This window comes from Amycolatopsis tolypomycina (assembly GCF_900105945.1).
GTDB lineage: Bacteria > Actinomycetota > Actinomycetes > Mycobacteriales > Pseudonocardiaceae > Amycolatopsis > Amycolatopsis tolypomycina.
This window is the reverse complement of the sequence record NZ_FNSO01000004.1, coordinates 4,499,275-4,515,480: the sequence shown is the minus strand read 5'-3', so window position 1 is coordinate 4,515,480 and position 16,206 is coordinate 4,499,275. Positions and strand designations below refer to the sequence as shown.

General features: G+C 72.7%; 15 protein-coding genes. 11 read left to right on the top strand and 4 right to left on the bottom strand.

The window, feature by feature from the left end:
* Positions 1 to 68 precede the first annotated feature (68 nt).
* Positions 69 to 1,226: a TetR/AcrR family transcriptional regulator gene (locus BLW76_RS30595; protein ID WP_091320051.1), complete on the top strand. Its 1,158-nt coding sequence runs from the start codon at positions 69 to 71 to the stop codon at positions 1,224 to 1,226.
* Between the two features lie 51 nt (positions 1,227 to 1,277).
* Here BLW76_RS30595 and BLW76_RS30590 read toward each other — a convergent pair whose 3' ends face one another.
* The 3 genes from BLW76_RS30590 to BLW76_RS30580 form a co-directional block, all read right to left on the bottom strand.
* Positions 1,278 to 1,721, bottom strand: a complete 444-nt coding sequence (locus BLW76_RS30590; protein ID WP_091313902.1) for a hypothetical protein — start codon at positions 1,719 to 1,721, stop codon at positions 1,278 to 1,280.
* Positions 1,722 to 1,864: 143 nt separating this feature from the next.
* On the bottom strand, positions 1,865 to 2,872 hold the full coding sequence (locus BLW76_RS30585; RefSeq protein WP_091313899.1) for an SDR family oxidoreductase: 1,008 nt from the start codon (positions 2,870 to 2,872) through the stop codon (positions 1,865 to 1,867).
* Positions 2,869 to 4,665 (bottom strand): thiamine pyrophosphate-requiring protein, encoded by a 1,797-nt coding sequence (locus BLW76_RS30580; RefSeq protein WP_091313896.1) that lies wholly within the window; start codon positions 4,663 to 4,665, stop codon positions 2,869 to 2,871. The genes BLW76_RS30585 and BLW76_RS30580 overlap by 4 nt, the downstream gene beginning before the upstream one ends.
* A 65-nt stretch (positions 4,666 to 4,730) precedes the next feature.
* On the opposite strand from BLW76_RS30580, the gene BLW76_RS30575 reads away from it, so the two are divergent.
* From BLW76_RS30575 to BLW76_RS30550, 7 genes are all read left to right on the top strand, one after another.
* Positions 4,731 to 5,207 (top strand): MarR family winged helix-turn-helix transcriptional regulator, encoded by a 477-nt coding sequence (locus tag BLW76_RS30575; RefSeq protein ID WP_091313894.1) that lies wholly within the window; start codon positions 4,731 to 4,733, stop codon positions 5,205 to 5,207.
* Between the two features lie 77 nt (positions 5,208 to 5,284).
* Positions 5,285 to 7,672: a molybdopterin oxidoreductase family protein gene (locus BLW76_RS30570; RefSeq protein WP_091313892.1), complete on the top strand. Its 2,388-nt coding sequence runs from the start codon at positions 5,285 to 5,287 to the stop codon at positions 7,670 to 7,672.
* Positions 7,669 to 8,148, top strand: a complete 480-nt coding sequence (locus tag BLW76_RS30565; RefSeq protein ID WP_091313889.1) for a hypothetical protein — start codon at positions 7,669 to 7,671, stop codon at positions 8,146 to 8,148. Before BLW76_RS30570 ends, BLW76_RS30565 begins: the two co-directional genes overlap by 4 nt.
* A 33-nt stretch (positions 8,149 to 8,181) precedes the next feature.
* The gene (locus BLW76_RS30560) at positions 8,182 to 8,628 is read left to right on the top strand and encodes a DUF6098 family protein (protein ID WP_091320048.1); all 447 of its coding nucleotides are present in this window, start codon (positions 8,182 to 8,184) and stop codon (positions 8,626 to 8,628) included.
* A gap of 111 nt (positions 8,629 to 8,739) precedes the next feature.
* The gene (locus tag BLW76_RS50530) at positions 8,740 to 8,862 is read left to right on the top strand and encodes a hypothetical protein (protein WP_279627708.1); all 123 of its coding nucleotides are present in this window, start codon (positions 8,740 to 8,742) and stop codon (positions 8,860 to 8,862) included.
* Positions 8,863 to 8,871: 9 nt separating this feature from the next.
* On the top strand, positions 8,872 to 9,408 hold the full coding sequence (locus BLW76_RS30555; RefSeq protein ID WP_244170688.1) for a DUF222 domain-containing protein: 537 nt from the start codon (positions 8,872 to 8,874) through the stop codon (positions 9,406 to 9,408).
* A gap of 98 nt (positions 9,409 to 9,506) precedes the next feature.
* Positions 9,507 to 10,571 (top strand): IS630 family transposase, encoded by a 1,065-nt coding sequence (locus tag BLW76_RS30550; protein ID WP_091313887.1) that lies wholly within the window; start codon positions 9,507 to 9,509, stop codon positions 10,569 to 10,571.
* Positions 10,572 to 10,900: 329 nt separating this feature from the next.
* On the opposite strand, the gene BLW76_RS30545 is transcribed toward BLW76_RS30550, so the two are convergent.
* A complete protein-coding gene (locus BLW76_RS30545; protein ID WP_244170385.1) occupies positions 10,901 to 12,223 on the bottom strand; it encodes a low temperature requirement protein A in 1,323 nt (440 codons plus the stop codon).
* A 245-nt stretch (positions 12,224 to 12,468) separates the two neighbouring features.
* Here BLW76_RS30545 and BLW76_RS50525 point away from each other — a divergent pair, with 245 nt between their 5' ends.
* Genes BLW76_RS50525 through BLW76_RS30530 form a run of 3 tightly spaced genes read left to right on the top strand, consistent with a single transcriptional unit; the run spans position 12,469 to position 16,198 of the window.
* A complete protein-coding gene (locus BLW76_RS50525) occupies positions 12,469 to 15,348 on the top strand; it encodes a sensor histidine kinase (RefSeq protein WP_279627707.1) in 2,880 nt (959 codons plus the stop codon).
* Positions 15,345 to 15,821, top strand: coding sequence for a roadblock/LC7 domain-containing protein (locus BLW76_RS30535; RefSeq protein ID WP_091313881.1), 477 nt, complete (start codon positions 15,345 to 15,347; stop codon positions 15,819 to 15,821). Before BLW76_RS50525 ends, BLW76_RS30535 begins: the two co-directional genes overlap by 4 nt.
* Entirely contained in the window at positions 15,818 to 16,198 is a 381-nt protein-coding gene (locus BLW76_RS30530) for a DUF742 domain-containing protein (protein ID WP_091313879.1), read from the top strand. Before BLW76_RS30535 ends, BLW76_RS30530 begins: the two co-directional genes overlap by 4 nt.
* The last annotated feature ends 8 nt before the right edge of the window (positions 16,199 to 16,206 follow it).

The window sequence follows — 16,206 nt, the reverse complement described above, 5'->3', positions numbered from 1 at the left end:
AAGACCCGGCAGGCCTGTGGTTGACTGGCACGCATGGCCTCGCGCACCTCTTCCCGGCGGCGGCCGCGGTGACCGCCGAGCCGGCCGCGGCCGTCCGGCCGCGCAACCGCAGGCAGCTCATCGTCGAGGCGGGCGCAGCGGTGTTCAGCGAGCGCGGTTACCACGCGGCGTCGATGGAGGAGATCGCGGCGCGCGTGGGCATCACCGCGGCCGCCCTGTACCGGCACTTCCCGAACAAGTACGCGTTGTTCGCCGAGTGCGCGAACGTCATGGCGGACCGGCTCGTCGCGGCGCTCGCCGAGGTGCCCCCGGCCGCGTCCCTCGACGCGCTCTTCGCCGCCGTCGCCCGGGTGACCGTCGCCCACCGGGAGACCGGGGGCGTGTACCGCTGGGAGGCCCGGTACCTCGAGCGCGACGACCGCCGGCTGCTGGCCGGCAAGTTCGCCCACGTCGTCGACCGCGTGGCGGCCGCGGTGCGGCGCGAGCACCCGGGGCCCGAGGAACACCTGCGGGCCGTGGCGGCGCTGGGGGCCATCGGGTCGGTCACGACGCACCACAACGCGATCGCCCAGCGCCGGCTCGAAGACCTGCTGCAGGCGGCCGCCCGGCGCGTCGCCGCCACCGACCCCGCCGCGGCGGCCGCGCCGCCGGTCGAGATCCCCGCCCCGCCGGTGCCGCGGACCCGGCGTTCGGAGATCCTCGCGGCGGCCGTCCCGCTGTTCGAGCGGGACGGGTTCGCCACCGTCACGAACGGCCGGATCGCCGAGGCGGTGGGGCTGGTGCCGTCCGCGCTCTACCGCTACTTCCCCGGCAAGGCCGACATCCTGGCCGCGGCGTGCCTGCAGGCGGCGGGCCTGCTGGCCCAGGCGGTCGACCACAACCTGCGCGGGAAGACCGGCCCGCACGCCGCGCTCAGCGCCCTGACGGCGACGTACGTGGCGTACAGCTTCGAGCACAGCGCCCTCAACAGCGTGGCCAACGCGGAGATCGCCGGCTTGCCGGAGGCGTTGCGCCGCCCGCTGGTGGCGGCGCAGCGCGAGCACATCGCGGTGTGGGAGCAGCACCTGCGCCAGGCCCGCCCGGACCTCGACGCCCGCGGCGCCCGGGTCCTGGTCCACGCCGGCTTCGGCGTGGTGGTGGAGGCCGGCCGGCGGCTGCGGTGGGCGGACAGCCCGCGGCACCGCGCCGCCGTGGCCGCCTTGCTGGTGAGCGCGCTCGGGGTGTGACTGCCGTCGTCGGCCCGGACGACCGCCCGGCTCCGGACTGCACCGAGAAGATCACCTCGCGGGCAACGCCGTGGTCTCGCACCGCACCTGCGGCGCGGCCTCGGTCCCGGTGGCCACGCAGTAGACGGCCCGGCCTGCCGCGGGAACGGGGTAGCTGAAGACGATCGGCGCATCCGACTCCGGCCCGGCCGAGAACTTGACGACGGTGTGCCGCCGGTTCCCGGTGCCGTGCAGGGTTTTCGAGTAGTACGTCGTGTGCGGCCCGATGGCCGTGGTGACGCCGGCGCCGTCGTCGTCGAGTTCGTGCACGTTGAGCACGTAGTCCCCGGTGGTGTACCTGCCTTCGTCCCCGTGCCCGGCCTCGGCGGGGGCCGGGCTGGTGATCTCGGGCGAGACGGGATCGGCGGCGGTGGCGATCACGGTGGCCCCGACGCCGACGACGGCGATCCCGGCCACGGCCACGGAGACGACGACTCGCTTGGCGGTGAACTTCATGGTCCCTCCCCTCCGCCGATCAAGCTAGGGGAGGGAAGGGCCGGGTCACCTCGGCCGATGGGGCGGTTCGGGCGCCGCAGTCTCGTCCTTTCGGCCGAGGTCCGGCGGCTCCGGCCGGGTCGGAGCCGCCGTCCGGAGCCCGGTCACGCCCGCGCCCGCCGCCACACCGCCAGCGCCGTCGCGGCCAGGACACCTCCGGCCGCGGCGACCACCCCGTGGTGCCGGCTCGCCCACAGCTGCCCGCTCCTCGGCGTCGCCTGCTCGTCGAACCGGCCGTGCGCCCCGAAGTCCCGCCCGCGGTCCGCCGGCGACCACAGGTTCTCCGGCCGGTCCGGCGGCTTCTCGGCCCCCGTCTGCTGGGCGCGGTACCCCGTCCTCGCCAGGTAGCGATCGAGAATCCCCGGCGCGACGGCGTTCGCGAGCAACGTCCCGACCGTGCTCCCGCCCACCCAGTATTCGCGCCGGCGCGGGTGGTCGGCCGCGTGCAGCACCGCGCGGGCCGCGACCTCCGGCTGGTAGATCGGCGGCACCGGCTGGGCCTGGTGCGGCAGCTTGGACCGGACCCACGAGAATTGCGGCGTGTTGACCGCCGGCATCTGCACCATCGTGGTGCGGACGTGGCTGCCGTCGTGCAGCAGCTCGCAGCGCAGCGCCTCGTTGAACCCCTGGATCGCGTGCTTCGCGCCGCAATACGCGCTCTGCAACGGGATTCCGCGGTACGCCAGCGCCGAGCCGACCTGCACGATCGTGCCCCGGTCGCGCGGCTGCATCCGGTGCAGGGCCGCCATCGTGCCGTGCACGTACCCCAGGTAGCTGACTTCGGTGACGCGGCGGAACTCGTCCGGCCCGATCTCGGCGAACGGCGCGAACACCGACGTGAACGCCACGTTCACCCACACGTCGATCGGGCCCAGCTCCCGCTCGACCCGGGACGCGGCGGCGTCGACCTGCGGGAAGTCGGCGACGTCGGCGGGGACGGCCAGGGCGGTCCCGCCGGCGCGGGTGACGTCCTCCGCGGCGGCATCGAGTCCCCGTTCCCCGCGCGCGAGCAGGGCGACCCGGGCCTGCCGGGCCCCGAACGCCCGCGCGACCGCGCGGCCGATGCCGCCGCTGGCCCCGGTCACGACGACGACCTGGTGCGGGTCTGTCATCGGTGCTTCCCGCCCGGCAGGAACTCCTGCAGCTTCGTCTTGACGCCCTGCGCGACCAGGTGGAACGCGTCCGGGTCGCCCTTGAGGACCGCCTCGGTCGCCGACTTCACCTGCGCGAAGGTGGCGTGCGGCGGGATCGGCGGCACGTCCGGGTCGCAGCGGACGTCCAGCACCGCCGCCTTGCCCGCCGACAGCACGGTGTCCCAGGCCGAGGCCAGCTGGTCCGGCTTGTCGACCGTGACGGCGGCGAGCCCGAGCGAAAGCGCGAAGCCGGCGTAGTCGACGTCCGGCAACGTCTGGGATTCCTCGAACTTCGGCGCGCCGCCCATCGCGCGCAGCTCCCAGGTGACCTGGTTGAGGTCGTTGTTGTGGAACACGCAGATCACGCACCGCGGGTCGCTCCACAGGTGCTGGTACCGCGCGATGGTGATCAGCTCGGCGAGGCCGTTCATCTGCATGGCGCCGTCGCCGACCAGCGCGATCACCGGCCGGCCGGGGTGGGCGAACTTGGCGCCGATCGCGTACGGCACTCCCGGGCCCATCGTGGCCAGGGTGCCCGAGAGCGACCCGCGCATGTTACGGCGCATCCGCAGGTTGCGCGCGTACCAGTTGGTCGACGAGCCGGAGTCCGCGGTGACGATGGCGTCCTCCGGGATCCGCTTCGACAGCTCGTTGACGATGGCCATCGGGTTGACCGGATCGGCGTCGACGGCGGCTTCCTTGTCGACGGTGTCCCACCAGGAGGCGACGTTCTTCTCGATCGTCTCCCGCCACGACCGGCCGGGCTTGCCCGCCAGCTTCGGCAGCAGCGCCCGCAGGGTGGCCGCGCTGTCGCCGACCAGGTTGACCTCGGTCGGGTAGCGCATCCCGATCAGCCGGCCGTCGAGGTCGATCTGGACGGCGCGGGCCTGGCCGAAGTCCGGCAGGAACTGGCTGTACGGGAAGTTCGAGCCGACGATCAGCAGCGTGTCGCAGTCGCGCATCAGCTCGTAGCTCGGCCGGGTGCCGAGCAGCCCGATCGAGCCGGTCACCCACGGCAGGTCGTCGGGCAGGACGTCCTTGCCCAGCAACGCCTTCGCGACGCCGGCGCCGGTGACCTCGGCGACCTGGCGGACCTCCTCGGCCGCGCCGCGCGCGCCCTGCCCGACCAGGATGGCGACCTTCTCGCCGGCGTTGAGCACCTCGGCCGCCGCGTCGAGGTCCGCCTCGGCAGGCACCGGCCGGGACCACGCCGTGCCCGGCGGGCTGGAGGGCACCTGCTTGAACGCGTGCTGCGGCGGCGAGTACGGCTCCTCCTGCAGGTCCGCCGGGATGATCAGGGCGGTCGGGCAGCGGGACGACTCGGCCGTCCGGATCGCCCGGTCGAGCGCGTTCGGCAGCTGCTCGGCGACGTTGACCTCGACGAGGTACTCGCTCGCGACGTCCTTGTAGAGCGCCTGCAGGTCGACCTCCTGCTGGTAGCTGCCGCCCATCGCGCTGCGCGCGGTCTGGCCGACGATCGCGACCACCGGGACGTGGTCGAGCTTGGCGTCGTAGAGCCCGTTGAGCAGGTGGATCGCGCCCGGGCCCGACGTGGCCATGCAGACACCGACCTTGCCGCTGAACTTCGCGTAGCCGACGGCCGCGAACGCGGCCATCTCCTCGTGCCGGGCCTGCACGAACCGGGGCTGGTTGTCCGCTTTGCCGAACGCGGCGACGATCCCGTTGATGCCGTCGCCGGGGTAGGCGAAGACCTGGTCCACGCCCCACTCGCGCAGGCGCTGGAGCAGGTGGTCACCGACTGTCTGGCTCATGGGTACTTCCCTCCGTTCGGCGCTCACGAATCGCTGTACCCGTTTTCGACGGCTACCATGCTTGCGTGACGCAAACGTGGGCGGAGTCAGACGGTGCCGACGCGGCCTTGGCCGCGCTCCGGGCGATGGTGCTGATCGCCGACTCGACCGTCGAGCGGAACACCGAGCAGCTGACGCTGACCCAGTTCCGCGCGCTGCGGGTGGTGGTCGACCGGACGCCGGTCACCATGGGCCGGGTGGCGCGCGAGCTGGCCATGAACCCGTCGTCGGTCACCCGGGCGTGTGATCGGCTGGCGGCGCTGAACCTGCTGGAAAAGGCGCCCAACCCGCTGAACCGGCGGGAGACGCTGCTCGCCCCGACCGGGCCGGGACGCCAGCTCGTGGACCGCGTCGACCGCGACCGCCGCCGGGTGCTGGCGGGCGTCCTGCGGCGGCTCGACCCGCCGGCGCGGGCGTCCGCGGTCGCCGCGTTCGAGCGGTTCGCGCGCGCGGTCGAAACGGACGAATCGGCACCCCATTCACTGTTGCGTCGCGCAAACTAAAATTGGGGAATCGACGTTTGCCTGGCGCTGCGGCGGGTATCCCGGCCGGAGTCAAGCCGTGATCGGAGGTCCTGGCCGTGGGAAAGCGCGACGGCATCACCGAACCCTGGGGGACCAGAACGCCCTACGGACCGGGGGAGCCGTGGCCGGTGCGGGTGGACAGCCGGCTCGCCGACGGCCTGCGTCCCGAGGACGTCGACCGCTGGGTCCGCAGCGCCGCGGTGCTGCACTCCAACGGTGACGGCCTCGACATCGCCGTGAAGGACGGCCGGATCGCCGGCGTCCGCGGCCGCGCCGACGACCGCGTCAACCACGGCCGCCTCGACCCGAAGGACCTCTTCGGCTGGCAGGCGAACTCCTCGCCCGACCGGCTGACGACGCCGCTGGTGCGCAAGAACGGTGAGCTCGTCGAGGCTTCGTGGGACGAAGCGATGGACCTGGTCGTCTCGCGCAGCAAGGAACTGCTGGACGAGCAGGGGCCGGGCGCGCTCGGCTTCTACACCAGCGGCCAGCTGTTCGCCGAGGAGTACTACACCCTCGCCGCGATCGCCCGCGGCGGCCTTGGCACCAACCACCTCGACGGCAACACCCGGCTCTGCACGGCGACCGCGGCCGCGGCGCTGAAGGAGTCCTTCGGCTGCGACGGCCAGCCGGCGTCCTACACCGACGTCGACCACGCCGACGTCATCGCCCTCTTCGGGCACAACATGGCCGAAACGCAGGCCGTCCTGTGGTCGCGCGTGCTCGACCGGCTCGCCGGGCCGAACCCGCCCGCGGTGCTGTGCGTCGACCCGCGGGACACCCCGGTCGCCCGGGCGGCGACGCTGCACCTGGCGCCGCTGCCCGGGACCAACGTCGCGCTGATGAACGGGATCCTGCACGAGATCGTCGAGCACGGGTGGGTCGACCGCGAGTACGTCGACCGCTGCACGGTCGGCTACGACGACCTGGCGGCGCTGGTCGCGGACTACCCGCCCGAGCGCGCCGCCGAGATCAGCGGCGTCGACGCCGGGCGGATCCGCGAAGCCGCCCGGCTGCTGGGCTCGGCGGAGCGGCTGCTGTGCACGGTGCTGCAGGGGTTCTACCAGTCGCACCAGGCGTCCGCGGCCGCCGTGCAGGTGAACAACCTCGTGCTGCTGCGCGGGATGCTGGGCAGGCCCGGCGCCGGCGTGCTGCAGATGAACGGCCAGCCCACCGCCGAGAACACCCGCGAATGCGGCGCGGACGGCGACCTGACCGGGTTCCGCAACTGGGCCAACGACGCGCACGTGGCCGAGCTGGCGCGGCTGTGGAACGTCGACACCGGGCAGATCCCGCACTACGGGCCGCCGACGCACCTCATGCAGATGCTGCGCTACGCCGAAACCGGCACCCTGCGGTTCCTGTGGGTGTCGGCGACCAACCCGGCCGTGTCGCTGCCCGAGCTGTCCCGCATCCGGTCCATTCTGGACTCTTCGCGGCTGTTCCTGGTCGTGCAGGACGCGTTCCGCACGGAGACCACCGAGTTCGCCGACGTCGTGCTGCCCGCGGCGATCTGGGGCGAGAAGACCGGCACGTTCACCAACGCCGACCGCACGGTGCACCTGTCGGAGAAGGCGGTCGACCCGCCCGGGCAGGCGCGTCCGGACCTGGACATCTTCCTGGACTACGCGCGGCGGATGGACTTCCGGGGCAAGGACGGCGAACCGTTCCCGCAGTGGCACGACGCCGAAACGGCGTTCGAGGCCTGGAAGAGCGCGTCGGCGGGACGGCCGTGCGACTACAGCGGCTTGAGCTACGCGAAGCTGCGTGAAGCAGGCGGCATCCAGTGGCCGTGCACTTCGGACAGTCCTCACGGGACCGAGCGGCTGTACGCCGACGGGAAGTTCTTCGCCCAGCCGGACTATTGCGAGAGCTACGGCCGCGACCTCGTCACCGGGGCACCGCTGGAACCGGCCGAGTACCGGGCGATGAACCCGGACGGCAAGGCGATGCTGAAGGCGGCCGAATACGTCCCGCCGCACGAGACGCCCGACGAGGAACACCCGTTCTTCCTGGTCAACGGCCGGACGATCCACCACTTCCACACCCGCACGAAGACCGGCCGGGCCCCGGAACTGCGCGCGGCGGCCCCGGAGGTGTGGCTGGAGGTGTCCGAACGCGACGCTGCGGCCGCCGGCCTGGCCGAAGGCGACCTCGCGGAGGTCTCGACGCCCCGCGGGGCGGTCCGCGCCCGCGTCCGCGTCGGCGGCATCCGCGACGGCGTGCTGTTCCTGCCGTTCCACTACGGCTACTGGGACGTCGAGCACCCGGCGGGCAAGGACGGCGACCGCGCGGCCAACGAGCTGACGTTCACCGACTGGGACCCGGTGTCGAAGCAGCCCCTGTTCAAGACGGCCGCGGCGGCGCTGCGCAAGGTCGCCGCCGTCGCGTCCCCGCGGCCGCAGCCGATGCCGGCGGCCGTCGACGAGGAGGTCGTCCGATGAAGCTCGGGCTGGTGCTGCGCGAACTGCACCGCGCGGAGACGACGCTGGCCAGGGACCTGCTGAAGACGTCCGACCGTCATAGTGCGGAACACGAGGTCCACCACGTCGCCCGCGACCTGGCCGCCTGGTCGGCGGCGCACGTCCGCGCGGTCGCCCACGCCGGCCGCGCGTATGAGCTGAACCTCGGCGAAGACGTCCCGGGCCCCGGCCCCCTGGCACCACTGCGGACGGCACTGTCCGAGCTGAGCGGCCGCCGTCCCGAGCCGGGCATCCTGGTCTTGGCCGACCTACGCCGCCTCCACCGCCGCGCGGCGGTGGTGTCGCTGGACTGGGAGCTGCTGGCCCAGGCCGCCCAGGCGGCAAAGGACAGCGACCTGCTGGAGCTGGCGACCCGCTGCCACCCCCAGACGCTGCGGCAGCTGAAGTGGACCAACGCGATGCTGAAGGTGCTGTCCTCGCAGATCCTGACCAGCTAGGTTAGCCGCGGACCGCGGGGGTACAGCGTGATCATGCTGCCCACGGTGAAGGACTTGGCCGAGCTGGCCCACCTCTTCGCATCCGAAGGCGACGACCTGTACGTCCGCTGGTCCCGCGGCCCCCGGATCGACCTGACGGAAACGGCATCGAGCCGCGACGGGCTGACGGGCATAGAGCTGCCGGGCCTTTCGGCGAATTCCCTGCGCCGCGAGCCCTGGTGGGGAGAACGATCGGTCCTTCTGTGGCTGGCCCGCCGCCTGTACGACTACGAGCACCTGCGTGAACTGCGCGGCCCGGGAGTACGGCCCTGGGTCCTGCGAGGCCGCGAGATAGCCCGCGGCCCGGACAACGAGCCACTGGTGGCCGGGGTGGAGCCACTGGCCTGGGTGGCGGACGAGGTGCTCCAGGAAGCACGCCGGCTGGTGGACGAGCAGGGCTCGCGCGAGTGGGGGCCGTTGGACCGCAGAGCCCACCGCTGACGGCCGTTGGCAGCGCCGATTCCCCACGCTTCGCTTGCCCTGCCGGGCTTTCCGGTGTTCTTGAGCCTATCGAGTGATGCCGGTGTGTTCGATGATCGGTAGCTTGGGAATATGGTCGGCAACGTGATTCCCTCACCTGACGCGGTGGCTTTCGCCGACCGCATCGGCGAGCTGCTCACGGCCATACGCTCCGCCGAGGCTGAACTCGGTGCGCTGCTGGTGGAAATCGAGTAGCGCGGAGTGATGGAGCTGTTCGGATACCGTTCTGCCGCAAGGCTTCTGGAACACCTCGCCGGCGAGCCCAAGCCGACCGCGGAACGCTTGATGAAGCGTGCCCGCTTGGTGAATCCCGGCCGGAACCTTGATGGCAGCCGGATTCCCGCGCTGGCGCCCGCCACCGGTGTTGCCGCGCGGGCGGGGCGGTTGAGCAATCCGATGATCGACGTGATCACCGATGTCCTGAACCAGGTGCCGCCCGAGCATCGCCTGAGCGCCGAGACCAACCTGCTCACCTTCGCCGAGCAGGCCGGGCACAAACAGGTCGCCGCCCTCGGTACCCGCATCCTCGCCCACCTGGTTCCCGACGGCCCCGCCCCCGACGACACCGAACCGGTGGCACCGAGTCGGGAGTTGTTCCTGCGGCGTTCATCGACCGGCGCCGAAAACCCCGACGCAACAACATCCACGAACCACAGCCATTTGCAGCCTGAACACGGGAAAAGCCCGCAGCCACACGGCTACGGGGCTGCACCCACGCGCTCACCGCAAGCCACCCATTAACCGCAGCGACTCATCGGCCACGCCGCTCACGGTCGATACAGGCCCTAGTGTCGCGCGTCGTTAGTTAGTTTACGGCCGTGGGTTTGCGATGATGGGTCATGCCTTCGTCAGGGTTGATGGTCAGTGGCGAGGACCGGGCCATTTTGGAGTCGTGGACGCGGTCCCGGGCAATCCGGGCGAGTCATGTCGAGAGAGCCAGGATCGTGCTGGCGGTGGCGGATGGGCACGGCACCGCGGGCACGGCCCGGCTGGTCGGGGTGTCTCGTCCGACGGTGATCAAGTGGCGTGACCGGTTCGCCGCGCACGGCCTGACAGGACTGGATGACGAGCCGCGCCCTGGGCGGCCGAAGATCGTTGATGATGCCTCGATCATCGCAGCGACGCTGGAACCACCGCCGGGAACGTTGGCGGTGACGCACTGGTCGAGCCGGTTGCTGGGCCGGCACCTCGGGATCGGGGACGCGACCGTGGCCAGGGCGTGGCGCAAGTATCACGTGCAGCCCTGGCGGCAGGAGACGTTCAAGTTCTCCACCGATCCGGAACTGGAAGCCAAAGTCCGCGACGTGGTCGGGCTCTATCTCAACCCGCCAGAGAAAGCGCTGGTGCTGTGCGTGGACGAGAAGTCCCAGATCCAGGCACTCAACCGCACCGCACCGATGCTGCCGCTGCGCCCCGGCCTGCCGGAGAAAGCCACCCACGACTACAAACGCAACGGCACCACGACCTTGTTCGCGGCACTGGAGATCGCCACCGGGAAGGTCACCGACCAGTGCTACGACCGCCACGGCAAAGCGGAGTTCCTCGACTTCCTCAAGAAGGTCGCCAAGGCCTACCCGCGCCGCGAACTGCATGTCGTGCTGGACAACTACCACACCCACAAGCACGCCGAGGTCAACGCCTGGCTGGCCAGGAACCCGAGGATCACGCTGCACTTCACGCCTACCTCGGGCTCCTGGCTGAACCTGGTCGAAGTCTTCTTCGGCATCATCACCCGCCAGGCCATCCGCCGCGGATCCTTCGACAACGTCAAACAACTCGTCACCGCGATCCGCCGCTTCATCGACGGCTGGAACGACCGCTGTCACCCGTTCACCTGGACCAAGACCGCCGACCAGATCCTGCCCCACACCACCCGTCAACGAACCTCAGACGCGCGACACTAGCTGCTGCCGGAGGGCGACCCGTCGCCGAGCCCGGCTCCCGCCCAGCCGCCAGTAGCAGCGCCTGCCTGGGACAGCCTGCCCGAGAGCAGCGCCCGCCCGAGAGCAGCGCCCGCCCGAGAGCAGCGCCCGCCCGAGAGCAGCGCCCGCCCGAGAGCAGCGCCCGCCCGAGAGCAGCGCCCGCCCTCCCTGGGGGTCCGTCCCCGCTCCAGCGTACCGACGCCCTCCGACAAAAACCCCGCCGAACCCGCCGTTCAAGCCGACTTGTCCACACCCCAGCCGAGATGTGGGCAACACGGCGGATCCCTCAGCCGCCGCCCAGCACCAGGCGCTCAGCCGCCGCCCTCCGTGCGCCCACCCCTGCCTTCCGTGCGCCCACCGCTGCCCTCCGGCCGCCCACCGCCCTCCGTGCGCCCACCGCCCTCCGGCTCGATCCGACGCCGATCGGCAACCTGCCGCAGAAACGCCACCGGATCCTCACCAAGACGCGCACGAGTCCGCTGGCGGATCACCGCCGTCACTGCGGCCGCCCCCACCGCCCAACCCGCGATCACCAGCACCACCGCCGGAGCCGGCAGCACGCGGTCCAAAAGCGCCAAGTTCACCGTCGCCGCCAGTGCTGCCACCCGGGCCAGCGTGAAGTACCAGTGGCGCGATCCCGTCGCGAAGACCCGCGTCCCGGCCAGGTAGATCGTCAGGCCCGCCGTCGTGAACCAGGCCGCCGCGTGGGGTGGGGACTCGTGCAGTGACAGGTTCACCCCCGCCGCCATCAGCAGCAGTGCGAAGGCCGGCATCAGGTGGCCGCCCGCGTACAGCGAATACGCCAGCGCCGGGTTGCCGCCCGAATAGCCGAGCATGCGCTCGTAGATCTCCACCGCCGAGGAGAAGTACACCCACCACAGCGCGCCCGCCAGCACCAGCCCGCCGGCCAAGGCCAGCCAGTACCCCAGGTCGTCGGCCGGCCGCTCGAGCGCCGCCGTGCCGACCGTCAGCACCAGTTCGCCCAGCAGCAGGATCATGAACAGCCCGAACCGCTCCGCCAGGTGCGCCGAGTCCACCGCCAGGTTCGGGTCGCGCGGCGGGGTGAGCATGAGCCGCCACCGCGCCGCCCGCGTGGGCCGCTCGCCGCGACGTCGGTTGCGACCGTCGCCCAGCAGCAGGAACCCCGCTTCCTGCACCAGCGCGAACGCCCACAGGAACCCGTAGTGCGGCAGGACCGCCGACACGCCGAAGAGGACGGCCGACACCGCGTAGCCCCAGCCGATCCGCCGCTGGTCGCCGCCGGCGCGCGGCCAGCGGTGGGCCGCCGCCAGGATCAGGCGGACCCCGGCCATCGCCGCCGCGAAGATCGCCGGGTGCCCCTCGAAGACGTGGTGCGCCTGCGTCGCGGCGATCCCGCAGGGGATCGTGCCGGCGAGCACGAACAGCCGGTCGGCGACGCGGCTGTCGTCGCCGCGGCGGTTGTACAGCACGGCGAAGCCGATCCACGTCCACCAGAGCGTCGCGAACAGGCCGAGCGCCGCCGCGGCGCGCGCCCAGTGCGGGTCCGCGACGATGCCGTGCGCCACCTGCCCCACCGCGAACACGAAGACGAGGTCGAAGTACAGCTCGACCCACCCGACCCGCTTGCCGGCGCGTTCGTCCACTTCGGTCACGGGGAATTAATAACACACCGTTCGGACAATGGTCGAATTCGACCCGGTGGCGGCTGTGGGTAATTCTGCCGCCAGCCCGAACGGGCGCCCTTGTTTACCGCCCAGTAGGCCCTGGGCCTGCGCGAACGCGCTTGAACAGTGTGCAAGCAGCGATCATCGGAACACGATCCGTGAGCCGCGGAAACAATTAGCCCGCGGGGTTGGAGAAACGCCGCTCCGCAGGGTTGACAAGCCCTCCGGGGGTGATGTCTTCTGCTGATCGGCCGATCAACGCCACATCTTTCCTGGGGTTCCACGTCCTGTCCGGGTTCGACGTCAGCCGTGCGCGCGGCTGGGAATCGAGCGGTTCCGCCATGCACGAAAGCTCCGCTCCGCACGAAAGCGAAAGCAGAGTCACGCCCCGCCGCCCGGCGGACGCCGCGTGGTGGCCCGCGCACTGGAGCGTCCGCACCAAGATCAGCGTCGTCCTGCTGCTGCCGGTCCTGGTCGCGGTGGCGCTCGCGGAAATCCGCATCCAGGGCGAGCTCGACCGGGCGACCACGCTCAGCGCGGCCCGCGACCGGCTGCCGGTGCTGCGCGACACGATCGACCTCACGGCGTCGCTGGGCGCGGAGATGGTCGCCGCCGTCGCGGTTCCGGCCGGCGCGCCGGACACGCTGACCGCGGCCGTCGACGCCAAGGTGGCCGCGGTCCAGCGCGACACCGGCTTCGCGCCGCTGCCCGCCGACGCCGGCCGGGCGCTGAACACCGCGCTCGGCAAGCTCGCCGGCATCCGCGCGGCCGGCAGCGGCGACGTCCGCACCAAAGCCGCCGGCTACAACGACATCATCGCCACCCTCGGCGACCTCGTGCCCGCGTTCGTCCCGGCCGACGCCGGCGGCGCGGAGACCGCCCGGCTGCTGATCCACCTGCGCGGCGAACTGGCCACCGAAGAGACCCTCCGGCGGGCCGCGCAGAACAGCCCGGACGACGCTTCGCTGCGCCCGGCCGTCATCCGGACCGCCGCCGAGCAGGAGGTTCTCGCCGAGCAGGCGGAGCACCGGCTGACCGGCGACCAGCTGGCCCGGCTCACCGCGGCGACCGACGCCGCCGACGGCAGGCTCGACGCCCTCCAGGACCCGGGTGGCGACCGCCCGCTCGCGTCGTTGCTGCCCTCGATCACCGCCGAGGCCGCGGCGGTGAGCGGCGTGCTGAACGACGTCGCGGCGCAGCTGGCCGGCGACGTCTCGGCCGCGGCCGACCGGGCCCGGGCGGACTCCCTGCGCGACACCGCACTGGTCCTGGGTGCGCTGCTCGGCGCGCTCGCGATCGCGCTGCTGGTGGTGCGGTCGCTGGTCACGCCGGTGCGCCGGCTGCGCGCGGAAGCCCTGCGCGCGGCGAACGACCGGCTGCCGGAGACCGTCCGGCAGATCCGCGAAGGCCACGACGTCGACTGGCGCGCGGTGCCCGGCTCCGGTGTCCGGACGGACGAGGAGATCGGGCAGCTGGCGCGGGCGTTCGACGACATGCATCGCCAGGCGGTCCGGCTCGCCGTCGAGCAGGCCGAGCTGCGCAAGCAGGTCAGCGAGATGTTCATGACGCTGTCGCGGCGGAGCCAGTCGCTGGTCGAGCAGCAGCTGTCGATCATCGAAGACCTGGAGGCGGGGGAGCAGAACCCGCGGCGGCTCGACGAGCTGTTCCGCATCGACCACATCGCGACCCGGCTGCGCCGCAACGGCGAGAACCTGCACGTCCTCGCGGGCGGCCGCCCGGTCCGCCACGGCCGCGAGCCGGTCCCGACGCGCGACCTGCTGCGCGCGGCGACGTCGGAGGTCAAGGACTACCGGCGGGTGGCCCTGGGCACCGCGCCGCGCGGCTCGGTCCAGCCCGAGGCGGCGGCGGACGTGGTGCACATCCTGGCGGAGCTGCTGGAGAACGCGACGCGCTTTTCGCCACCGGAGCACAAGGTGGCGCTGACGGCCGACCGCGGCGCCGACGGCGGCCTGCTCATCGAGGTGGTCGACCAGGGCCTGGGCATGACACCGGAGGAGCTGGCGACGGTGAACGACCGGCTCGCGGCGGCCGGGACGGTCGGCCCGGAGACGACCCGCCGGATGGGCTTGTTCGTGGTGGGCAGGCTGGCGGCGCTGCACGGGGTGACGGTCCGCCTGCGGGCCACGGGAACGGCGGCCCGCCACGCGGGGGTGACGGCGAGCGTCCACGTCCCGGGCGCACTGGTGCTCGCGGACCTGGCCCGCCCGATCGGCGCGGGCCGCCTGGCCACGGCACGGGCCACCCGCACCGGCCGCCGGGCACCGGTGGTGCCGGCCCAGGCGTCGACGCCGATCTTCGAGCAGGTGGTGACGAGCTGGTTCACCGAGCCCGCGGCCAAGCCGGCGGTGCGGCGGAACGGGCGGCCGGTGCAGGTGGAGTGGCCGGCCGCAGAAGAGACCCTCGCCCACCCGGCCGGTGCGGCGTCGCCTGCCGGGCGGGCGATCGCGGAGGCCCTCGCCGACCCGGCTAGTGCGGAGTCGCCTGCCGGTCGGGCCGGTGCGGAGTCGCCCGTTGGCCGGGCTATCGCGGAGTCGCCTGCTGGCCGGGCGATCACGGAACCGACCGCCGGTCGGGGCATTGCGGAGCCACCCGCTGGCCGGGCCATCGCGGAGCCGCCCGCCGTCCCCGACGGCACCCGGCTCGACCTGGCCCCCGTCGGCGAGTGGGACACCCCCGCCGACCGCGCGCGGCAGGCGCCCGACGGCATCCGGCCCGACCTGGCCCCCGTCGGCGAGTGGGACACCCCCGCCGACCGCGCGCGGCAGGCGCCCGACGGCACCCGGCCCGACCTGGCCCCCGTCGGCGAGTGGGACACCCCCGCCGACCGCGCGCGGCAGGCCGCCGAAAGCGCTCTCCAGGCCCCCGCCGCGCAGAACCTCACCGGCGCGGGCCTTCCCACCCGCCGGCCCGGGGCGCAGCTCGCCCCCGGTGCCGTCGTCCCGCGGGGGCGCGAACAACCCGGTGGCTCCTTCCGCGACGCCGCCGCCGTGCGCAGCAGTCTCTCCCGGCACTACCAGGGCCTGCGGGCCGCCCGGTCGGAGGCCGCGGCCCGTGCCGAACGATCCCGAAAGGACGAAGTGGATCCGCGATGACGGAACTGCACTCCCGGCGCTCCGCCACCCGGCCGGCGGCCCCGCCCCCCGGACCGCCGCCACCCGAACGGTCCGCGACGCTGAACTGGCTGGTCAACGGGTTCGTCCAGGACGTTTCGGGCGTCGCGCACGCCGTGCTCGTCTCCGCCGACGGCCTGCTCGTGGCCGCCGACGACACGCTTCCCCGCGAACGGGGCGACCAGCTCGCGGCCATCGCCGCCGGCCTGTCCAGCCTCTCCCTCGGCACCGCGGAGCTGTTCACCGCCGGGCGGGTCGTGCAGTCGGTGATCGAGATGGAGCAGGGGTTCCTGCTGCTGATGAGCGTCGGCGACGGCTCGAACCTCGTCGTGCTCGCCTCGACCGGCTGCGACATCGGGCTGGTCGGCTACGAGATGACGATGCTGGTGGAGCGGGTGGGGCAGAAGGTCGACGTGCCCGCGCGCGAGATACCGGTGGCCCAGGACCACCGGTGACCGACGACCCGGCCGGGGACGAGCCGCGCCGCAGCCCGGCGCTCGCCCGGCCCTACGCCTGGACGGAAGGCCGGACGGCGCCGGCGGTGGACATCGCCGTCGAGGCACTGGTCGAGACCACCGCCGACGGCCGCGCCGAAGCCGTCTACCAGACGTCGAGCGCGTCGGCGGAGGTGCTCGAGCTGTGCCTCCGGCCGCGGTCGCTGATGGAGATCGCCGCGCTGCTGGTGCTGCCGCTCGGGGTGGTCCGCGTGCTCGTGTCGGACCTGATGCAGGACGACCTGGTCGTCGTCCGCGACACGCTGTCGGACACCGCCGGCTGGGACGAGCGCCACGACTTGATGGAACGCGTGCTGCACGGGCTGCGCGACCTGTAGAGAGGACT

Excerpts from the sequence above, each read along its gene's own strand:
- BLW76_RS30590 (WP_091313902.1), bottom strand. The coding sequence starts at position 1,721 with ATGAAGTTCACCGCCAAGCGAGTCGTCGTCTCCGTGGCCGTGGCCGGG.
- BLW76_RS30585 (WP_091313899.1), bottom strand. The coding sequence starts at position 2,872 with ATGACAGACCCGCACCAGGTCGTCGTCGTGACCGGGGCCAGCGGCGGC.
- BLW76_RS30580 (WP_091313896.1), bottom strand. The coding sequence starts at position 4,665 with ATGAGCCAGACAGTCGGTGACCACCTGCTCCAGCGCCTGCGCGAGTGG.
- BLW76_RS30565 (WP_091313889.1), top strand. The coding sequence starts at position 7,669 with ATGAAGCTCGGGCTGGTGCTGCGCGAACTGCACCGCGCGGAGACGACG.
- BLW76_RS30560 (WP_091320048.1), top strand. The coding sequence starts at position 8,182 with ATGCTGCCCACGGTGAAGGACTTGGCCGAGCTGGCCCACCTCTTCGCA.
- BLW76_RS50530 (WP_279627708.1), top strand. The coding sequence starts at position 8,740 with ATGGTCGGCAACGTGATTCCCTCACCTGACGCGGTGGCTTTCGCCGAC.
- BLW76_RS30555 (WP_244170688.1), top strand. The coding sequence starts at position 8,872 with ATGGAGCTGTTCGGATACCGTTCTGCCGCAAGGCTTCTGGAACACCTC.
- BLW76_RS30550 (WP_091313887.1), top strand. The coding sequence starts at position 9,507 with ATGCCTTCGTCAGGGTTGATGGTCAGTGGCGAGGACCGGGCCATTTTG.
- BLW76_RS50525 (WP_279627707.1), top strand. The coding sequence starts at position 12,469 with ATGTCTTCTGCTGATCGGCCGATCAACGCCACATCTTTCCTGGGGTTC.
- BLW76_RS30535 (WP_091313881.1), top strand. The coding sequence starts at position 15,345 with ATGACGGAACTGCACTCCCGGCGCTCCGCCACCCGGCCGGCGGCCCCG.